Here is a 19,353-nt window from a genome sequence, read left to right as displayed (position 1 = left end):
TTACCGCGCGCGGTGCAGCAGGTCCTCGGCGAGTGCCTGAACGGCCGTGCGGACCTCGTCCGGCGATACGACCTCGGCCATGCCGAGGTATGCCGCAACGCGCCGGGCGATCCAGGCAGCCGACTGATAGGGGACCTGCGCGAGGGTGCTCCCGTCAGCTTGAGGCTCGAAGCTCACGCCGGGCCACTGGCGATCGTCGGGCAGTGCTGCTCCCGGCGCGAATCGGATCTCGGCGGGAGGCAAGGTCGAGGTATCGGGGGTCACCAGGGTGGAGACCTGGCTCGCGGGTGGGAACGTGGCCCCTGTGTGCTCGATCCCGCGGATGCGGTCGAGGCGGAACACCCGCTCCTGGCTTGCGGACTCGCACCATGCGACCAGGTACCAGATGCCCAGGCGCTGGACGAGCGCCCACGGGTGGACCACTCGCTCGGCGACTCGGCCGGACGAGCCGGTGTAGTACGCGATGCGCAGCTTCTCGTGCTCCTCGGCGGCGACTGCGAGTGCCGAGTAAACATCGGCGGCACCGCCGGGCGCAGCGCCCGTGCGCACGGTGCGCTCGAGCTCCTCGAGCGGGACGTCCTGGGAGCACACGGCGGAAAGGCGCACGCGAAGCGGAGCGTCGGCGGCGTACCCGGCGACCTCCAACGCGGCGCCAAGTGCACGTGCCTCGGCCGTCGTGAGTCTGAGTGGTCGCTCAAGACCGGGCGGGTCCATGTACACGCAGACAGCGTCGCCCTCGATGTCGAGGTCGACCAGATCGAAGGGTGTGAACGGCGGGATGCCGCACATCGTGAGCGTGCCGAGGTCGGAGGCGACCTCCTCGGCCGTGCAGCCCACCGCCGTCGCGAGGTCGGTCAACGGCACGCAGTCGCCCTTGCGCAGGTGCGGGAGGAGCGCAAGCAGCCGGCGCGCGCGGGTGGCGGCATCGAGTTGCTTACTCATGTGCCGACACCACCGCACGGAGACCGTCGCACAGAGCGGACACGAGCTCGGGCGGCTCCACCGGATGGAGTCCCGGGCCCTCATCGACGAGCCAGGAGGCGAGGCGCTGCAGGTCGGCAGCGGGCACGGTCCATACAGCCGAGCCGTCAGAGAGCATCGCAATCGAACCGCGACCGCGTGCGAGACTCTCGGCGCGCCATGCGATCTCGGGCTCGAAGCGGATGCGCGCGGTGATGGCGGTGGCGCCGAGCTCGAACGGCAGCCGCTCGTGCTCGCGGACATCGAACTCCTCAGGCCGCTCGAAGTCAGGTGTGTGGGGGCGGAGTGGATTGACGTCCAGGTCGCGGATCCGGCTCACGGCGTACGTGCGTGTCGCGTCGGCATCGCGGTCCTGGCCGGCGAGATACCAGATGCCGCCGCGGAAGAAGACCCCGTAGGGGTCCACGATGCGACGTCGAGATTCGCCCTGCGCGTTGGTGTAGTCGAAGGTGACCGTCTTGCGCGTCTGGATCGCCTCTGCCAGCGCTCGTGCGTAGAGACCCTGACCGGCTGAGTCGTCGTCGACGGTCTGTGTCGTGGAGAGCGGATGCTCGAGTGAGCTCGTTCCGAGCTTGCCCAACGCGAGCACGAGGTCGTTGCGAAAGGGGAAGCCGGGATCCTCGGCGAGTGCGGCCGCGACTGCCCCGATCGCAGCCATCTCATCCGGAGCGAGTTCGATCGGCCGGGCGTACGTGGCGTCGGCATCGAGGCGGTACGCCTCGGTGCCTCCGTCTGTGACGACTTCGATCACGAGGCCCGCTGCGCGCAACGCGTCCTTGTCGCGCTCGAACATGCGGATGAACGCGATGTCGTCCTGGCTATCCGGATAACCGAGGCCGGCTGCCCGGGCCCGTGCCGCCGTGACCGGCTGCCGTGTCGAGGCAAGCAAGAGGGCGAGATTGACCAGTCGTTCGACCGCATCCGGCATGACCGGGCTCCTGTCGTTGGGCTCCGTGTCGATTCTAGCGCGACAGGTGCCCGCATTCAGCATGCAGCCCGGGGAAGAAGCAAGCCAGGCGCGCGGGGGGATGCGCGCCTGGCTATAGTGGGCGGCGTTCCCCGCCCCTGAGGGGGGAGGAGAGGGCGGGTCGCCCGTCCCGCTGTCATGATAGCGAAACGTATGCCACAAGGGTATGCGAAACAGGCCCCAACTTATGCATCTGGCCTGCTCTCATATCGCCGTGGTTGCCCTTGTGTGCGGGGGGCGTTACAACTGTGACGATGAAGGGGGTGCCATGAGCGATCACGATGCCACTGCAGCTGAGCCCGCCGCCGCCCCGGCGCCTGAAACGACCGCGCCACTCGCCGCGCCGAGTTCGACGGGCGCGGCTACCCGGCCTTCCGCGCCAGCTGTCGAGCAACCCCGCAAGCCGTTCCGCGTCCTCGGATGGGTGCTCTCCGTTGTTGCCGTGATCGCGCTTGTCGCGGCCGGCTGGTACGCCTGGAGCTCCTACGACCGCGTGCGGTCCTCCGAGGCGGACCTTGCGCAGGCGGCGACCATCCTCGAGGACGCGGAGGAGGACTTGCTGCTTGTGGACGAAGCGGTCCAGATAGAGATCTCGGCAGTGATCGCCACCCCGACGATCGAGGCGGTCGATCTTGCCGACGACGTGCGGTCCGATGTCCTCGAGGCAGCTGAGATCGTCGAGCGGGCCCTCGGCAACCTGCCCGAGGAGCGGGTCGCGTACGCCGATGCGCTGAGGGATAGCGCGGACGCACGCGCCGAGATGATGGAGCTTGCACCCGTGATCCTCGAGGCCGACATCAGGGCGGCGACAGCCATCCAGTACGCGGATCAGGCAGTGGTCGAGATCAAGGCAGCCGAGGACCTCAGCGCGCAGGCAGTGGCCGAGTTCAACAAGCACACGGCGGACGGCGTGAGGGCCTCCGACGACTACTCGGTTCAGGCAGAGGCCCGGCTTCAGGTGGCGCACTCGCTCATCGCGAGCGCCACGGCATCGTTCCCGGGAGCCGACTTCACGGCGTTCAGCAGCTACGTGGACGCGAAGGTGTCACTCATTGCACTTGCCAAAGAGATCGATGCCGTGTGGCTCGCGGGCGACATCGCCGGATCGAATACCAAGCTCGACACCTACAATCAGCGTGACGCGGAGATCGTCGCGATGGCGCAGGCACTGCCGGCCTCGGTACGGGATCCGATCGCGAACGCTTACAACGCCGAGACAGCCGATGTCTCGAAACGGTACTTTGATGCACGCGAGCGCGCGCGGAAAGCGGGCGAGCGGGTGAGCGAGCTCGGAGAGCCCGCCATCACCGACGACTGAAAAGGGGCGGGCATGGGCGACGCGTTCTGGTCGAGCTGGTGGTGGCCGCTGGCCACCGGACTCATCGGGTTCGTCTACGTGGGGCTACTGCTCTCGCAGTGGGCGAAGCGTCGCAAGCCGCATCAGCTCGCGTGGGCCACGGGGTTCTTGTTCTACGCGGTCGCCGCGCTCATGGAGGCCTACTCGGAGTACACCGGCACCTGGGATCCCACCATCTACCGCTTCTACATCGTGATGGCGGCTTCGATGGTCGGCTTCCTCGGCCTCGGCACGCTCTACCTGATCACGAAGAAGCGGACGCTCCCGACCATCTACCTCGTCTTCGTGCTCTCGTGCCTTGCCATCTTCCTGTGGGGCGTGTTCGATACCACGCTGGTCGAGGAGAACCTTGTGGCGGGCATCACCGTAGGCGGCTCGGCGCTCGGCGCGGGCTCGTCGTTCCCGCGCGTGATGTCGCTGCCGTTCAACATCACCGGCACGCTCCTGCTCATCGGCGGATCGCTGTGGTCGATCATCAAGTTCTGGCCCAAGCGGGAGTATCGCTATCGGGTGTGGGCGAACGCGCTCATCATCCTCGGCACGCTCATCATCGCGGGCGCGGGCTCGATGGCGCGCGCGGGTTCTACGGTCGGGCTCTATCCGGCTGAGATGGTGGCGAGCGCGGTGCTGCTCGCCGGCTTCTTGCTCGCGGGCACGCTCGAGAAGGGTGCCGCAGCGGTGAGGGAGCGCATCGCGACAGAGCGCGACGGCGCTGCCAAGGGGCTCGCCGAGGAGTAGCCTCGGCCGCCTACTCGTCGTAGCCGCTGCCGAGCCGCGCGAGCGCTCCCACGTCGAGCACCATGACGTCGCTGCCACGCACCTCGAGGACGCCGTCATCGCGGAGTCGCGCCAGCGCGCGCGAGAGCGTCTCGGGAACTGTGCCGAGTGAGGCGGCCAGCTCGGACTTCGGCATGCCGAGCGGCACGCGCAGTCCTTCGGCGGTCGCCTCACCTGCGGCGAGCGAGCGCTGGAAGAGGTAGCGGGCCAGGCGCGAGGGAACATCCATCGCGAGTGTCTGGACGACGCTCGTGAGACTCATGACGCGACCGGCAAGGTCCGCGATCAGGGCCCGTGCGATCTCGGGTTCGTCGTCGAGGAGCGCGAAGAGCGACTCGCGCGAGACCCAGGCGATCGTGGCGGGTGTGGCCGCGTCGACATTGGCGGGATAGCGGCTGCCTGCGAGCGCGGCCACGGCAGTGAAGGCTTCGCCGCTCCCCAGCGCCTCGAGCACGATCACCCGGCCGTCGGCCCCGGCGTGGAAGACGCGCACGCGGCCGGCGACAACCACCCCCAGCCGGTCGGCCGGGTCGCCCTCCACCGCGAGCGCCGTGCCGCGTGGAACCTCCTGGACCGAGGCGGCGCGCGCTATCCGCAACACGCCCTCGTCGCTGGCGGTATGCCATAGACGGCACGCACGCAGTGCGGCCACCACATCGTCTCGAACATCTCCCACGGGCACCTCCTCTCAGGACCGCTCATACATTCGGCGTCGGATTGACGTGCGTCAAGGACGCCGCCGCCGCTTGCGGGTACGTTCCAACGTGTGACAGCCCCGAAGGAAGGATGCTCGCGTGAGCGACCGGTTCGCGGAACGGATGGCCGACGACAAGGTGCGCAGCGACACGCGCATCGTGGCGGGACTGGCTGCCATCTACTGCGTGGGCAACCACCGCGACCGCGAGCGCGAGCACCTGGCGAGCGACGCAGTCTCCCTCGGCGTGTATCGACGACGGGTGCCGAAACTGTGCGCCGAGTGCGCCGAGCACGTCCGCTACGCCGAGAAGCGGCGGGCCTACTGCCCCAGGGATCCGAAGCCGTTCTGCGCGCACTGCGACACCCACTGCTACAAGCCCGGCGAGGCTGAGTGGCAGCGGCAGATGATGCGGTACGCCGGGCCGCGCTCGATGTGGCACGGCTACGCGATCGCGGGCATCAGGCACGCGCTCGAGGCCCGCAGGTGGAAGGGCGAGATGGCGAGGCGTGCCGCGCAAGCGCCGCCAGCCGACAGGTCAGGCGACCACACCGCAGAGTAGCGGTGCCAAAGCGAGAGAGGAACCATCTATGTCCACGACCACCAATCGGCAGATCGTGCGGATCGATGAGGAGCTGTGTACCGGCTGCGGCCTGTGCGTCAGCCCCTGCGCCGAGGGCGCGATCGAGATCGTGAACGGCAAGGCCAGGGTCATCCGCGAGGAGCTGTGCGATGGCGCGGGGTTCTGCCTCGGCGTGTGTCCTACTGGTGCGCTCACGATCGAGGTGCGCGAGGCGGTGCCGTTCGACCACGAAGCCGCCGAGCCGATCATCGCCGAGAAGCAGCGGACCTACATCCCGCAGGCGTGCTTCCGCTGCGGTACCGATGAGGACAGCGCGCCGCTGCTGCCGGTGCGGCAGCAGGGCCGGAGCGAGTGGGTCTGCACCCGCTGCCTGCCGGCGCTCATCCACGGCTAGGTACCGCAGGGTCGGCCGTCCTACGAGTGAGAAGGAGTGAGGCAGGTGTTCTGCAATCAGTGCGAACAGGCATCCGGGGGAGTCGGATGCACCAAGTCGGGGGTGTGCGGCAAGACGCCTGAAGTGGCGGCGCTTCAGGACCTGCTGATCCACCAGCTCAAGGGCATCGCCGCGATCGCTGTGGCCGGAGACAGGGTCGGCGTCGTCGACCATGCGGCTGCCGCGTACACGACGCAGGCGCTCTTCACAACCGTCACCAACGTGGACTTCGACGCGGAGCATCTCGCCGGCGTCATCGCCGAGGGCGCCGCCATGAAGGCAGCGCTTCGTGCGACGGTCGAAGCGGCGGGGGGCGCCATTCCGGCGGACGATCCGGCAGTCGCGTTCGAGCCCGCCGCCGACCTTACGGGTCTCATCACGCAAGGTGAGGCGGTCGGCATCTTCTCGGACCACGACCGGGACGAGAACATCCAGGCGCTACAGCAGACCTCAATCTACGGTCTCAAGGGCATCGCGGCCTACGCTGACCACGCGCGCGTCCTCGGTCACGAGAACGCTGCGGTCTACGCGTTCATGCACGAGCTGCTGGCAGCGCTGTCCGACAGGAATCTCGACCTCACGGCCTGGGTCGGTCTCGCGCTCAAGACCGGTGAGGTCAACCTGTGGGTCATGGAGTTGCTCGACGCCGCCAACACCGGCACCTACGGGCACCCCGTGCCCACGACCGTGCCGCTCGGCCACCGTCCGAACAAGGCGATCGTCGTCTCGGGCCACGACCTCAAGGACCTGAAGGAGTTGCTGGAGCAGACCGAGGGCCTCGGCATCGACATCTACACGCACGGAGAGATGCTGCCGGCGCACGGCTATCCGGAACTCAAGAAGCACCCGCACTTCTACGGGCACTACGGCACTGCGTGGCAGAACCAGCGCAAGGAGTTTGACGAGTTCCCCGGTGCCATCCTCATGACGACAAATTGTATCCAGCTGCCGAAGGACACCTACGCCGAGAACATCTTCACCACCGGCCGCGTGGCGCATCCGAAGGCCGCGCATGTCGAGAACGGCGACTTCAAGGCCGTCATCGATCGCGCGCTCGAGCTGCCCGGCTTCACCGACGAGGTCGACGGCGGCTCCGTGATGGTCGGCTTCGGCCGCAACGCGGTGCTCTCGGTGGCTCCCACCGTGATCGAGGCCGTGAAGACCGGCGCGATCAAGCACTTCTTCCTCGTGGGCGGCTGCGATGGCGCGAAGCCAGGCCGCAGCTACTACACCGACTTCGTCGATGCTGCCCCGGCGGACACGATCGTCCTCACGCTCGCGTGCGGCAAGTTCCGGTTCTTCGACCACCAGCTCGGCGAGATCGGCGGCATCCCGCGCCTGCTCGATGTGGGCCAGTGCAACGACGCCTACTCGGCGATCAAGATCGCGGTCGCGCTTGCCGATGCGTTCGAGGTGGGCGTGAACGAGCTGCCGCTTTCGATGATCCTGTCGTGGTACGAGCAGAAGGCGGTCGCGATCCTGCTCACGCTGCTGCACCTCGGCATCACCGACATCCGGCTTGGGCCCACCCTTCCGGCGTTCATCACGCCTGCGGTGCTCCAGGTGCTCGTGGATACCTTCGCCATCAAGCCGATCGCGGCCACCGCGCAGGAGGACCTCGACGTCATCCTCGGCGAAAGCGCGGCCTGAAGCAGATGAAGACGCTGCAGCGCACCGGCCTCATTGTGGTTGTGGGCCTATTCGTGCTGGGCGGCATCGCCGTGGTCATGTTCGCGCTCGGCAAGCCCGTGAACACGCAGGTGCGTCCGGAAGCGGCAGCGCCTGTCGCGGTTTCCGGGGCAGTGACAACTTCGGAGACCGGGGGTTTGGTCCCCACACAGGACGAGAAGTCCGATCCGCTCGCGATCGAGATCCCGGGCTGCGTGTGCCACAGCGACGATCCCGACGTGGCGGCCGAGCACGCCACCTATCGCATGAGCGAGTGCTTCGGCTGCCACCAGGACGGCACGTCTGCGATGGGGCCCTAGGACCCGTGCGTGCGGCGCAAACGATACCCCGCGACCGCCGGTCGCGGGGTATCGTTGTCCCATGGAGGCAGAGAGCTACATCCAACGCTGGATCGGGTCCGTGCGCGCCGACCGTGTGAGGACGATCGGTTCCGTGCTCTTGGCGGTGGTGACCGGCCTGGTGGTGTTTGGACTGGCCGCATCCACCGTCCGTGCGGTTGGTCCGGCTCGAATCGGGGTCCGGCTGTCGCCTGCGACTGACGGAGTCCTCACGCTCGTGCTGCCTCCGTTCGGAAGCGTCTCGGCAGACACGCACGCCGGGCCGATCTCGGCGACGATCTCACTTGAAGAAGTGGATGTCGCTGGGATCACCGCACTCGCCAACAACGGCGTCCCTTCACGTGAGGAGATCGATGCGTGGGTCGCATCGCTCCGTTGGGCGGTCGCCCTCGCGGGAATCCAGGGTCTGCTGGCGGCCGTGGCCGCGAGCGCGGTGGTGGCACGGGCGCTCGTGCGGTCGCGCCGCGTGACGGCGGCGTCCAGCCTGATCGTGCTCGTTCTTCTCGGCCTGGGCCTTGCGATCGGCGCCGGCAGCTTCGACGCTGCCGCATTCGAGGAACCCACGTATGAAGGCGCGCTCAGCTATGCGCCCCAGGCGATCTCACTCGTGCAGGGCCGCATCGCCGATGTCGAGACACTGCAGGGACAAATTGGCGCACTCGCGGAGGGCCTTGCCGCCTACTACGGAGTGGACCAGGCGTACGTCGGTGGAGGACTGCTCTCCGATACGTACCGAGTGCTGCACGTGAGCGACTTGCATCTTGATCCTGTCGGCATGCAACTCGCGTTGGATCTGGCCTCGGCGTACGACGTAGCGCTCGTGATCGACACGGGCGATATCGCGCACTTCGGGACCGAGCAGGAGGCAGCACTCGCGGTCGCGCAGATGAGCGGCCGCCCGTACGTGTTCGTGCCCGGAAACCACGATTCGCCTTCGATCGTGGCTGCGATCGCCGACAGCGGCGTTACGGTTCTCGACGCCGAGACGACGATTACCGCGGGCGGTCTTGCGATCCTGGGCGTCGGTGACCCGGCCGGCGCGGGCAGCGACGTTGAGCCCGACTCGGCGCGTGCGGCTGAGCGGGGCCGTGAGGTGGCGGACGATCGGGCAGGGCAGGTCTTCGACATCGTCGCGGTGCACGACCCGGCGACCGGGCAGGCATTCGCGGGTGCGACGACGATCGTGCTATCGGGCCACACGCACGCGCCCGCGCTCGAGACTCGCGACGGGACGGTGTTTCTCGGCGCGGGGACCACGGGCGGGGTCCACTTCACGGAGTTGCGCTCCGATCCGCACATTCCGCACAGTGCGGCGATCCTCTACTTCTCGCGCACGGAACCGGGCGTGCTCGTGGCCGTCGACCAGATCGAGGTCTACGGCAAGACGCGTCAGTCGGCGATACGGCGTACCGTGTTTGACGAGGACTCCGCGTCGGGGATGTGACGGTGCCTGCGGTATCATGAGCGACAGCCGCACTCTTTCGCGATGAGCTTCGGGAGGCCCGATGTCGCAGGTCATGGAACACGTCCACCAACTAGCCGAGGTCATCGGCCCGCGTCCGGCGGCGACTGACGCCGAGGCGAACGCGGCGGACTACATCGAAGATGTCTTCCGGACCCGGGGGCTCGACGTCGAGCGCCAGGAGTTCGACGCAGCGCGTACGACATCGTGGCCGTTCGTCATCTGCCACGTGCTCACGCTGCTTGCAGTGGCGCTCACGTTCTGGCTGCCCCTGGTAGCGGTCGTTCCCGCGGTCCTGGCAGCCGTACTTCTGTGGTTCGAGCTCTCGACGCGGTCGCTGCTCTCCCGCTTCATGCCGAAGGGCCCCAGCCAGAACATCATCGCCAGGCACGTGCCGAGGCAGCGTCGGGGCGAGCGGCTGAAGCGCGTCGTCATCGTCGCGCACTACGACTCGGCCAAGTCCTCGCTCGCGTACAGCCCGGGCATGGTGAAGCACCAGCGGACGATCGTGACCGCCACCAAAGTGATGACATTCGCGACGCCGTTCGTGATCGTGTTCGCGGCGCTGCCGTTCGCGTCCGCCTGGCAGCCGTGGACTGGGGTGGCGGCGATCGTGGTTGGCGGCGGCCTCGTCGTTCCGCTGCTGATCGCCGTGCATCGCGAGCTTCTCATGCACGCAACCGACGGCGCGAACGCCAACGCATCGGGCGTGGCCGCGATGATCAGCGTGATGGAAGCGACGGTTCCCGAGCCCGACGAGGTGCAGTTCCACGACCGGCCCTTGCGCCGGAGCGTGGAGGCCGCCTACGACGCCGGCGTGGCGCCCGACGAGGCGCTGCTCGAGTACCGATCTGTCGACGACGCTTCTGTCCCCGTGGTCGAAGATGCGTCGCTCGGCGGCTTCGGCGACATCGACTGGGAGACCGGGACACTCGAGCCGGTGAGCCCGCGCGTGTCCGAGCCGGTGAGCCCGGTGGTGCCGGAGTCGGCGCCTGCCTCGAGCGCGCCCTCAGGCGATTGGGCCGAGGAGGCCGGTGTGGGTCCGCTCTGGGAGGACGTTGAGACGCCGGCGGAGACGCCTCGCCCGGTCGTTGACTCGTGGCGCACATCGCGCCCAGCGGCGCCAAGCAAACCGGCCCCTGCGCCTATCCCCGCGCGCTGGGACGCAACGCCGCCGCCGCCCGCGGAGGACGAGGACCTGGTCGAGGGGCAGGAGCGGCTGATGTTCGAGCCTGCCCAGGAGGCACCGGCCCCCGCGCCGAAGCCACAACCCACAGCCGGGCCGTCGCCGGAGCCCGATGACGACGACGAGGTCCATCAGGGTCACGGCATCAGCGCATGGCTCGGCATCGGCAAGGGTTTCGACGTCCGCAAGGCGGGCAAGCAGATCGGCAGCTGGGACAACATCGACGATGACGACGAGTTCGGATTCAAGGCCGGAACGGCGGGCGACCCAGCGGGCGAAGACGGTTCGGCGGTCGATTCGGCAGCACGCATACGCAGGCGCGTGACCGAGAACGTAGACCGGGCGCTGGTGGAGAAGGAGATCTGGTTCGTCGCGACGGGAGCAGACGACGCCGGCGGGTGCGGCATCCGGGCCCTGCTCGAAGAGTACGGAGACGATCTCGACGACGCGCTGATCATCAACATCGAGAACGTCGGCGCTGGCGCAGTCGGTTACGTCACCGAAGAGGGCATGGGCCGGACCTATCGCTCCGACCGGCGCCTGGTGACCCAGGCGAAGCGGACCGCACGCGAGAACGGCATCGCGGTGAAGGGCGGCACTCGCAGGGGCCTTACCACCAGCGTCACGCCGGCGCTCGCCCGGCGGTTCAAAGCGATGACGATCATGGCGTTCGACATCAACGGGCGTGTGCCGAACTGGCGCTGGCGCACCGACACGGTCGACAACGTGACAGCTAAGACCGTCGAGCAGGCCGCAGGATTCGTCACCGCGCTGGTACGCGACCTGTAGGGTCCCGGCCAGCGCCAGCGCATGGCTCGGACGGATACGTCCGGGCGCTCGGAGGCAGCGTGTGAACCAGAGCAAGATCGCCAAGACGCTGGCCCGCACCGCGGTCGTCTCATGGCGGGAGCAGCCGACACAGTACGACATCGAAGCGCTTCGCGCGAACGCCGAGCGAGTCGGGCTGGTCATTCGCGTGCGCTGGGCGATCGTCGCGGTGCTCGCCGCCTACTCTGTCGTGGCGGCGTCGATCTACGGACTGAGCACCGACCTCGACATCCTCATGCGCAACATGATCATCCCCGCGATCGCGCTCCTCGGCGTGCTCCTCTACAACGGGCTGTATCAGGTCACGTACCGCAGGTTCGCCAACATCGCCTATCTGAACCAGGCGCAGCTGCTCTTCGACGCCATCGTCGTGACGGTGCTGGTGTACTACAGCGGCGGTGTCTACTCGTGGTTCTCGTCGATGTACGTCCTGTTCGTACTCGAGGCCGCGTTCATCCTGCCGAAGCGATCGCAAGTCTGGATGCTCGTTGCAGCGTGCTCGGCGCTCTACGGTTTCGTGCTGTTCGGCGAGTACCTGGGATGGCTGCCCCACATCGATCTGCCCTTCGTGGCGAATGAGCTCCACGCGAATCTTACGTACGTTCTCGTGCGCTATCTGTGGAAGGTGACCCTGTACGCCGGAGCCGCGCTTGTCGGCATGCTGATGATGAAGACGATCCGTTCTCGCGAGCGCGAGCTCCAGGAGAGCTCGTTCGTCGACGAGCTGACCGGCCTGTTCAACCGCCCGTACTTCCAGCGCGTGCTCCCGACCGAGATCGAACGAGCACGGCGCAACGATCGGTCTGTTGCGCTTGTGCTCGCTGACATCGACGGGCTGGGCGAGGTGAATCGCACGTTCGGGGTCGACATTGGCGACGCGCTGCTCGCAGCGATCGGCCGTAAGCTGCGGGAGGTCAGCGACTCGCAGGCAGGGGAGTGGTCTCGCAACGTGGATGTGCCGTGTCGCTTTGGCGGTGAGGAGCTGGCCCTCATCCTTCCCGAGGTGGGCCGGTACCAGGGAGCGCCGTTGCCGATCGGCGATCGGGCGCTGGCGATCGCCGAGGCCTTCCGGGCAGGCGTCGAGTCCGTGCGAGCAAGCGGGGTGAGCGCCACCGTGAGCGTGGGTGTCGCAGTCGCTCCGCGTGACGGTGAGTCCTCGGATGCGCTCATCGACGCGGCCGACCGCATGCTCTCGACCGCGGTGCGCGCCGGCGGCAACACCGTCCGGGCTTCCTGGCTGGTCGACGATGCCGACGATGACGCGTGAGACGGGCCTTCGCGGCCTAGCGCGTGCCGAAGCCGCACTCGCGGCCATCCTGCTCGCCATCACCGCCATCGGCGTGGCTCTGCTGCCCGTCACGACGGCGCCCTGCGTTCGCGCGATCGTGCTGGCGGTCGACTCGGCAAGCCTGACCGGCCTTGGCGAGGACGCCACCATCGAGGCGGCCGAGGCGGTGCGCGTCTTCGTGCTCGAGGCCGATGCTCCAGCGCTGCCCGAGACTATCGCGGGTGCTCCGGCGTTCGACGAGGCGGCGGTATCGCACCTGGTGGACGTCAGGGACGTGCTGCTGCCCGCCAGAGGACTCACGTTCGTCCTGCTGGTGCTCGCGGTCATGTGGGCCGTGCTGCGTGCGAGGACGGCCGACGGCCGACGCGTCGTGGGCTCCGGCCTGCGCGGCGCAGCACTGCTTCTGGCGATTGGTGCCGTGCTCAGCGTACTCGTGGGGACAGTCGATTTCGGCTCGTTTTTCTCCTGGTTTCACAGCCTGTTCTTCGAGCCCGGAACGTGGACATTCCCCGAGAATGCCCTGCTCATACGGGTCTTCCCCATCGCGTTCTGGGTTTCAGCAGGAGCGCTCTGGGGGGTGCTTGTCCTTATGTCCGCCCTCATGCTCTTCATCGTTGGGCGACGCTTGGGCTTCACACGGGGTAACTACGGTGTATAGTTGCCTCGGAGCGCGATGCTCCGAGTGGGTATCCGCTTCCCGTTGGGGGACGCGACGACGGAATCAAGGAGGTTAGGCGCATGGCAGCCAAGGAAGGTTACTGCGTCAAGTGCAAGGCCAAGCGTGAGATCAAGGACGCCAAGGACATCGTGATGAAGAACGGCCGTCCGGCCACGCAGGGCCTGTGCCCCGTCTGCGGGACGAAGATCTTCAAGATCGGCAAGTAGCCGGTCTTCGCTTCATAGGTATCGAACGGGCGCCCACACCGGGCGCCCGTTCGTGTTCCCGGGTCGTGACAGGGGACGGCACCGCATGCGGGGTGTAACGTTCTATCTTGACGGGGCATACGGCCAGGAGTAGCGTCGAGCGTTGTTGTTCAGCCGGTAGGGGAGTCCCGGCCGGGGAAGAAGGCGGTCGCAGGCGATGAACATCGTCGTTGTGGGATGTGGGCGTGTGGGCTCACAACTCGCCATGATGCTCTCGGTCGAGGGGCACAACGTCGTCGTGATCGACCGCGACGAGTCGGCCTTCCGTCGGCTGGGCGGCACGTTCAATGGCGTCACCATTCTCGGTCTCGGCTTCGATGAAGAAGTTCTTGAGGAGGCCGGCATCCGGGAGGCTGATGCCTTCGCGGCCACGACCGACCTCGACAACACGAACCTCATGGCCGCCGAGGTGGCGCGCACCATCTTCGGCGTGCGGCACGTGGTGGCGCGTCTCTACAATCCCGTGCGGGAGCGCACCTACCAGCTGCTGGACCTCGACTACGTCTGCGGGACCACGCTCGTGGCCGAGTCGCTCATGGAGAAGATCAAGTCCGGTCACGGACACCACCTCAACAGCATCGACGATATCGAGGTGATCGAGTTCAAAGGCGGATCAGCGGTCGAGGGGAAGCAGGTGGACGAGATCGAGATCGAGCGTCGCTTCCGTATCTTCTCGGTCGTCCGCGGGCGGGTCGCCCACATCCCTGAGCCGCAGATGGTGCTCCATCAGGGCGACATCATCTTCGCCGCGGTCAAGGACGAGGTCTTCCCCAAAGTCGAGCGCTTCATGGAGGAGTGAGCGATGTACGTCGTTATCAACGGCGGCGGCAAGGTGGCGTCGTACCTGGCCCGGCAGCTCCTCGAGAACGGTCACGCGGTTGCCGTGATCGAGAAGCGTGAGGAGATCGCCCGCAAGCTCGTCACCGAGCTGCCCGGGGAGCCGCTCATCATCCACGGCGACGGCTGCGACTCGATCTACCTCGAGGACGCCGGCCTCAGCCGGGCGGACGTCTTCGTGGCGGCTACCGGAGACGATGACGACAACCTCGTCGCCTGCCAGCTCGCCAAGGTCGCCTTCGGCGTGCCGAGGGCGGTCGCGCGCGTGAACAACCCGAAGAACGAGCACATCTTCCACGCGCTCGGTGTCGAGGCGATCTCCTCGACGACGATCATCAGCCGCCTCATCGAAGAAGAGGCCACGATCGGCGACATCCGCACGCTCATGGCGCTGCGCAAGGGGAACATGGCCATCGTCGAGATCGAGCTGCCCACCGACCGGTGCGTCGTCTGTGGCAAGAAGGTGGTCGACCTCAACCTCCCGGTGGACTGCCTTATCGTTGCGCTCATCCGCGGGGACGATGCGATGCCCGTTCACGGAGACACCGAGATGCAGCCGGGCGACGTGGTCATCGCGTTCACCAACGTGCAACACGAGCGCGCGCTCAAGAAGGCGCTGACGGGAGCCTAGGCGATGCGCGGCAAACAGCCCAGTGAGCGCGGGCTCACCAGTCGGGAGAACTGGCCCGAGTACATCGGCGGCCTCGTGACCGAGGCGGCATTCATCCTCGGTCTGACGCTCATCGCATTCGTCATGGCGCTTGTAGCGAAGGCGGTCCTCTAGGATGCTGCTGCGCCCTCGCCGCGACGATCACCTCGTCATCGGCAAGTACACCGGCAAGATCATCATCGGCGTCGGCCTGCTGATGACTTTGCCGATGCTCACGTCGCTGGCGTTGGGTGAGTGGGACACGGTCCTCGACTTCGTGATCGGCATGTCGCTGTGTCTCATCTTCGGTTTCGGTACGCAGATCGTTTGTCGCACGGACCGCGACCTGAGTTGGAGCCACGGCATGGTGGTCGCGTCCGGGTCGTGGATCGTGGCGACCATTCTGGGCGCGATGCCGCACTGGCTCTCGGGACACGAAGGCTCGTATCTGGACGCGATGTTCGACGTGATGAGCGGCTACACGACGACAGGACTGTATCTGTTGCAGGACCTGGACCATCTCTCGCACGGCATGAACATGTGGCGACACCTGCTCACGTACGCGGGCGGCCAGGGAATCGTCGTCATCGCGCTCACGTTTCTGTTCAAGGGCACCGCCGGCGCGTACAAGGTGTATGCGAGCGAGGGCAAGGAGGAACGGCTCCTGCCGAATGTGGTGCAGACCGCGCGCGCCATCTGGCTCGTGTCGCTCACGTGGCTCGCTGTGGGCACGGTCGTGCTGGCCGTGGCAGGACTCGCGCTCGGCCAGGAGCCGCTGCGTGCCGCGCTTCACGGGCTGTGGGTGTACATGGGCGCATGGTCGACCGGTGGCTTTGCGCCGAGTTCGTACAACACGTTCTACTATCACGCGCTGTCCTACGAGATCGTGACCATCATCATCTTCGTGGCCGGCTCCTTCAACTTCGCGCTTCACTGGGCCGTGTGGACCGGGAAGCGCAAGGAGATCCTGCGCAACATCGAGACCGTCTCGTTCGCTATCACACTCTCGCTCACCGTACTGATCGCGACCTTCGCACTCGCAAAGGCCGGCGTATACCCCGACGCGATGACGCTCTTCCGCAAGGCCTTCTACCAGCTCGCATCCGGGCACACCACCACCGGGTTCTCGACAATCTACTCCCGTGCATTCGTCACGCAGTGGGGCCCGGTCGGGCTCATCGCCACGACCGTGGCGATGGCTATCGGCGCCTCGGCATGCTCGACGGCCGGCGGCATCAAGGGCATGCGCATCGGCATCATCTTCAAGGCGTTCATGCAGGACATCCGCAGAGTGCTCTCTCCGGAGCGCGCCGTTGTGGCCTCGAAGTACCATCACATCAAGGATGCCTTTCTCGAGGACCCGCTCGTGCGCACGACGATGACGATCACGATCGCCTACCTGGCGCTCTACGGACTGAACGCCATCGTCGGCGCCTTCTACGGCTACGACTTTCTGCAGGCGGCATTCGAGGGCGTGTCGGCAGGGTCGAACACCGGACTTTCGTGCGGCGTGACCTCCCCGGCCATGCCCGATGTCATGAAGGTGCTCTACATCGCTGCCATGTGGCTCGGCCGCCTGGAGTTCATGTCCGTCTTCGCGCTCGGCGGCTACATCGTTACCATGATCAGGGGTCGTCGATGAGCACCCGGCTGGCACGTGCCCTCGTGGCGGCGACACTGCTCGGACTGCTCGCTCTCACGGTGGGCTGCCGGGCCGAGGGCACGCCTCAGTCCAGTCCGAACTCGCCGTCGAGTGCCGGACTCGTGGAAGAGCCGAAGGAGCACGACGGGACCGAGGTCACCTTCACCGGTGAGGTCATCGGCGAGGCGATGGTCCGTGGAGACAACGCGTGGCTGCACATCAACGATGACGCCTACTACCTTGAGAACGTCGAAGAGGGCGCTCAGCTCGGCGGCTACAACAGCGGGATGGCGGTGTGGCTGCCCGCCGCGCTCGTGGAGGACATCGAGTACTACGGCGACTACAAGCACGAGGGCGACATCGTCCAGGTCACCGGCACCTTCAACGCGGCGTGTCCGGAGCACGGGGGAGATCTCGAAATCCATGCGACCTCGCTCACCGTCGTGCAGACGGGCCGCGAGGTCGTCGATGAGATCCGGCCCGCCAAGGTCGCCTGGGCGGCCGGTCTCGCACTGCTGGCGCTCGGCCTCTACCTGGTCAACCGGCTCTGGCAGCGCGGCACCGAGCCTCGTCGCCGCTGATTTGCCGCCCTCAGAGCGGTGACCTAAACTATGCAGACGCGTGCGGGTGTAGCTCAGTGGTAGAGCATTGGCTTCCCAAGCCATGTGTCGCGAGTTCGAGTCTCGTCACCCGCTCCATACGAGTTCCGAGGGGCCCCGAGAGGGGCCCCTGTGTGCGAGTAGCCCCGCCGGTCGAGTGATACTGCCGTTCGTCGCCAGACACCTGGCGCGTGCGCGCAGCAGTCACGTATGCTACCGAACACAGGTTCGATTGCCTCGGCCCCTCCGAAGCACGAGTCAAGGGGGTCCACCATGTCGAGGCGTCTCACGGGATCGATCATCGCTGCGGCGGTTCTGCTCGCACTTCTCGCGCACGTGACAGGTGCGCATGCATCCGAGTGGCAGCCACCGATCGAGGGTGGCGTGATGCTTCTGGGATTCGGCGCAGTCTATCCGGGGGGCATGCACCGTGGCGTGGACATCCGCGCCACCGCCGGTGCGCTGGTCACATCTCCCGCGGCCGGGGTGGTGGCGTTCGCGGGGCAGGTGCCAGCCGATGGCGGTGGAACGTGCGGCGCGGTCACTGTGGAGCTTGCCGACGGCAGACGGATGAGCCTCCTGCCGTTCGACGGGATGACGGTGACGACCGGAGATGCGGTATCGGCAGGTGATGCCCTGGGCCACGCGGCCGCATCCGGCGATGACTCGTCGTCCGAGGCCCACCTTCACGTGGGGCTGCGAAGCGGCGACCTGTACCTCGACCCGGGCGAGCTCACTGCGGTCGGGCCCGTTAGTGCTGAGGTGCCTGCAGCGGTACCCGCCGCAACGCCCGACTCGGGGCAGACGGTACTGGGGGCCGGCGGCTCGGCGGCCATCGTGTCTGCGCCAGCAGCCGCGCCAGCAGCCGTGCCAGTGCCGGGTCCCAGCGCCGTGTCCGAGCAGGCGGGCTCTGCGGCTTCGCTGACGAGCATCGAGTCGGCCATCCCGGCGCCATCGGCCGGCAGAAGCGGTGCAGCAGTGGAGGCAGCGTTGCGCGACGCGGGCGTGCCTGAAGCCTCCGCTCTGGTTCCAAACGTCGTTCGCGCCACGGTGCGCGATCGTCCGCACGTCGCGGTTCCCGCAGGGCGGAACGCTGCCGGCGCAGTGCTGGCGCTTGGGGTGGGCGTTGCAGCCGCCGGGTTGGTGCTTGTGCGCCGAGCAGCTCCCGTTCACGTGGACTGAAGGCGAAGCCGCAGGGTGTCAGAGGGTTGGGGTAGACGTCATTGTAGGGCTGTCGAGCCTCTGGTACACTTCGGAAGCTTCATTTCCTGCTCCGGGCATCGCCTTCAATGGTCCCGGGGCCGCATAGTCCGAGGGAGGTGAACATTGAAGGCTTACGAACTTATGCTCATCTTGCGCCCCAACCTCGAGGACGAGGCACGTGATGCCGTCCTTGAGAAGATCAGGGGCCTCATCACCGCCGAGAGCGGCACGGTCGATTCCGAGGATTCCTGGGGCAAGCGCCGTCTTGCCCACGAGATCGACCACACGGAGGAGGGCGACTACCAGGTCGTCCAATTCCACGCTGCCACGGCCGTCGTCGCCGAGCTCGACCGCGTCCTGCACATCACCGACCAGGTGCTCCGATTCATGATCGTCCGTCGCGACGATCTTGACTAGACATCTGGCCGGCGTCGTAACGACCGGTATCAACGAGTGAGGTGGCACACGTGGGCATCAATCGAGTGGTGATAACTGGCAACCTGACCCGCGATCCCGAGCTGCGCGCGACCGGGAGCGGCATGAACGTCCTCAAGATGGGCGTTGCCGTGAACGATCGTCGCAAGAACCAGCAGACGGGTGAGTGGGAAGACGTCCCGAACTTCGTGGACGTGACCGTCTTCGGCGCACGGGCTGAAGCGCTTTCGCGCTTCCTTTTCAAAGGCTCGAAAGTCGCGATCGAAGGCAAGCTCCGCTGGAGCCAGTGGGAATCCCAGCAGGGCGACAAGCGTTCGAAGCTCGAGGTCGTCGCCGACGAGATCGAGTTCCTGTCGTCGAGGGATGGCGGACACGGCGGTGGCTCGGCTATGGCCGATGCGCCGGCGCCCGACTCCGGTGACGATTCGGGAGAAGAGATCCCGTTCTAGATGACGCATCAGCCGCAGGCGGTACCCTCCCG

At 66.9% G+C, this 19,353-nt stretch carries 22 protein-coding genes and 1 tRNA gene; 20 read left to right on the top strand and 3 right to left on the bottom strand.

Annotation, left to right across the window (positions count from 1 at the left end; all coding sequences use genetic code 11):
* Positions 1-942 (bottom strand): WYL domain-containing protein, encoded by a 942-nt coding sequence (locus tag Q7W51_00855; protein ID MDO8846925.1) that lies wholly within the window; start codon positions 940-942, stop codon positions 1-3.
* A complete protein-coding gene (locus Q7W51_00850; GenBank protein MDO8846924.1) occupies positions 935-1,909 on the bottom strand; it encodes a WYL domain-containing protein in 975 nt (324 codons plus the stop codon). The genes Q7W51_00855 and Q7W51_00850 overlap by 8 nt, the downstream gene beginning before the upstream one ends.
* Before the next feature lie 307 nt (positions 1,910-2,216).
* Between Q7W51_00850 and Q7W51_00845 the strand changes: the two genes are divergently transcribed.
* Both Q7W51_00845 and Q7W51_00840 read left to right on the top strand, forming a co-directional pair.
* Entirely contained in the window at positions 2,217-3,266 is a 1,050-nt protein-coding gene (locus Q7W51_00845) for a hypothetical protein (protein MDO8846923.1), read from the top strand.
* Positions 3,267-3,278: 12 nt separating this feature from the next.
* On the top strand, positions 3,279-4,043 hold the full coding sequence (locus Q7W51_00840) for a hypothetical protein (protein ID MDO8846922.1): 765 nt from the start codon (positions 3,279-3,281) through the stop codon (positions 4,041-4,043).
* Between the two features lie 10 nt (positions 4,044-4,053).
* Here Q7W51_00840 and Q7W51_00835 read toward each other — a convergent pair whose 3' ends face one another.
* Positions 4,054-4,758: a Crp/Fnr family transcriptional regulator gene (locus Q7W51_00835; protein MDO8846921.1), complete on the bottom strand. Its 705-nt coding sequence runs from the start codon at positions 4,756-4,758 to the stop codon at positions 4,054-4,056.
* A gap of 118 nt (positions 4,759-4,876) precedes the next feature.
* Between Q7W51_00835 and Q7W51_00830 the strand changes: the two genes are divergently transcribed.
* The 18 genes from Q7W51_00830 to ssb all read left to right on the top strand — a co-directional run bounded on the left by Q7W51_00830 (position 4,877) and on the right by ssb (position 19,321).
* Positions 4,877-5,338 (top strand): nitrous oxide-stimulated promoter family protein, encoded by a 462-nt coding sequence (locus tag Q7W51_00830; GenBank protein MDO8846920.1) that lies wholly within the window; start codon positions 4,877-4,879, stop codon positions 5,336-5,338.
* A 28-nt stretch (positions 5,339-5,366) separates the two neighbouring features.
* A complete protein-coding gene (locus tag Q7W51_00825) occupies positions 5,367-5,753 on the top strand; it encodes a 4Fe-4S binding protein (protein MDO8846919.1) in 387 nt (128 codons plus the stop codon).
* A 45-nt stretch (positions 5,754-5,798) separates the two neighbouring features.
* Entirely contained in the window at positions 5,799-7,442 is a 1,644-nt protein-coding gene (gene hcp, locus Q7W51_00820) for a hydroxylamine reductase (GenBank protein ID MDO8846918.1), read from the top strand.
* A 5-nt stretch (positions 7,443-7,447) separates the two neighbouring features.
* A complete protein-coding gene (locus Q7W51_00815; GenBank protein ID MDO8846917.1) occupies positions 7,448-7,780 on the top strand; it encodes a hypothetical protein in 333 nt (110 codons plus the stop codon).
* 61 nt (positions 7,781-7,841) lie between these two features.
* Positions 7,842-9,263: a metallophosphoesterase family protein gene (locus tag Q7W51_00810; GenBank protein ID MDO8846916.1), complete on the top strand. Its 1,422-nt coding sequence runs from the start codon at positions 7,842-7,844 to the stop codon at positions 9,261-9,263.
* A gap of 61 nt (positions 9,264-9,324) precedes the next feature.
* Positions 9,325-11,256 (top strand): hypothetical protein, encoded by a 1,932-nt coding sequence (locus tag Q7W51_00805; protein MDO8846915.1) that lies wholly within the window; start codon positions 9,325-9,327, stop codon positions 11,254-11,256.
* 61 nt (positions 11,257-11,317) lie between these two features.
* A complete protein-coding gene (locus tag Q7W51_00800) occupies positions 11,318-12,562 on the top strand; it encodes a GGDEF domain-containing protein (protein MDO8846914.1) in 1,245 nt (414 codons plus the stop codon).
* Entirely contained in the window at positions 12,552-13,241 is a 690-nt protein-coding gene (locus tag Q7W51_00795) for a DUF1461 domain-containing protein (protein MDO8846913.1), read from the top strand. Before Q7W51_00800 ends, Q7W51_00795 begins: the two co-directional genes overlap by 11 nt.
* 80 nt (positions 13,242-13,321) lie before the next feature.
* Positions 13,322-13,468 carry a DUF5679 domain-containing protein gene (locus Q7W51_00790; GenBank protein MDO8846912.1) on the top strand — a complete coding sequence of 49 codons (147 nt, stop codon included), beginning with the start codon at positions 13,322-13,324 and terminating at the stop codon, positions 13,466-13,468.
* A gap of 196 nt (positions 13,469-13,664) precedes the next feature.
* Positions 13,665-14,306: a TrkA family potassium uptake protein gene (locus Q7W51_00785; protein MDO8846911.1), complete on the top strand. Its 642-nt coding sequence runs from the start codon at positions 13,665-13,667 to the stop codon at positions 14,304-14,306.
* Positions 14,307-14,309: 3 nt separating this feature from the next.
* Positions 14,310-14,975 (top strand): NAD-binding protein, encoded by a 666-nt coding sequence (locus Q7W51_00780; GenBank protein ID MDO8846910.1) that lies wholly within the window; start codon positions 14,310-14,312, stop codon positions 14,973-14,975.
* A 3-nt stretch (positions 14,976-14,978) separates the two neighbouring features.
* Positions 14,979-15,128, top strand: a complete 150-nt coding sequence (locus tag Q7W51_00775; protein ID MDO8846909.1) for a hypothetical protein — start codon at positions 14,979-14,981, stop codon at positions 15,126-15,128.
* 1 nt (position 15,129) lies between these two features.
* Entirely contained in the window at positions 15,130-16,635 is a 1,506-nt protein-coding gene (locus Q7W51_00770) for a potassium transporter TrkG (protein MDO8846908.1), read from the top strand.
* On the top strand, positions 16,632-17,216 hold the full coding sequence (locus tag Q7W51_00765; protein MDO8846907.1) for a hypothetical protein: 585 nt from the start codon (positions 16,632-16,634) through the stop codon (positions 17,214-17,216). Before Q7W51_00770 ends, Q7W51_00765 begins: the two co-directional genes overlap by 4 nt.
* 42 nt (positions 17,217-17,258) lie before the next feature.
* A tRNA-Gly gene (locus tag Q7W51_00760) sits at positions 17,259-17,333 on the top strand.
* Between the two features lie 174 nt (positions 17,334-17,507).
* A complete protein-coding gene (locus Q7W51_00755; GenBank protein MDO8846906.1) occupies positions 17,508-18,416 on the top strand; it encodes a M23 family metallopeptidase in 909 nt (302 codons plus the stop codon).
* A gap of 144 nt (positions 18,417-18,560) precedes the next feature.
* Complete coding sequence (rpsF, locus tag Q7W51_00750; GenBank protein ID MDO8846905.1) at positions 18,561-18,854, top strand: 30S ribosomal protein S6; 294 nt, start codon at positions 18,561-18,563, stop codon at positions 18,852-18,854.
* Positions 18,855-18,904: 50 nt separating this feature from the next.
* Entirely contained in the window at positions 18,905-19,321 is a 417-nt protein-coding gene (gene ssb, locus Q7W51_00745) for a single-stranded DNA-binding protein (protein MDO8846904.1), read from the top strand.
* Positions 19,322-19,353 lie beyond the last annotated feature (32 nt).

The organism is Coriobacteriia bacterium (genome assembly GCA_030652115.1).
Lineage (GTDB): Bacteria > Actinomycetota > Coriobacteriia > Anaerosomatales > Anaerosomataceae > UBA6100.
Note: the sequence above shows the minus strand (reverse complement) of the source record. Positions and strands in the feature narration are given on the sequence as shown.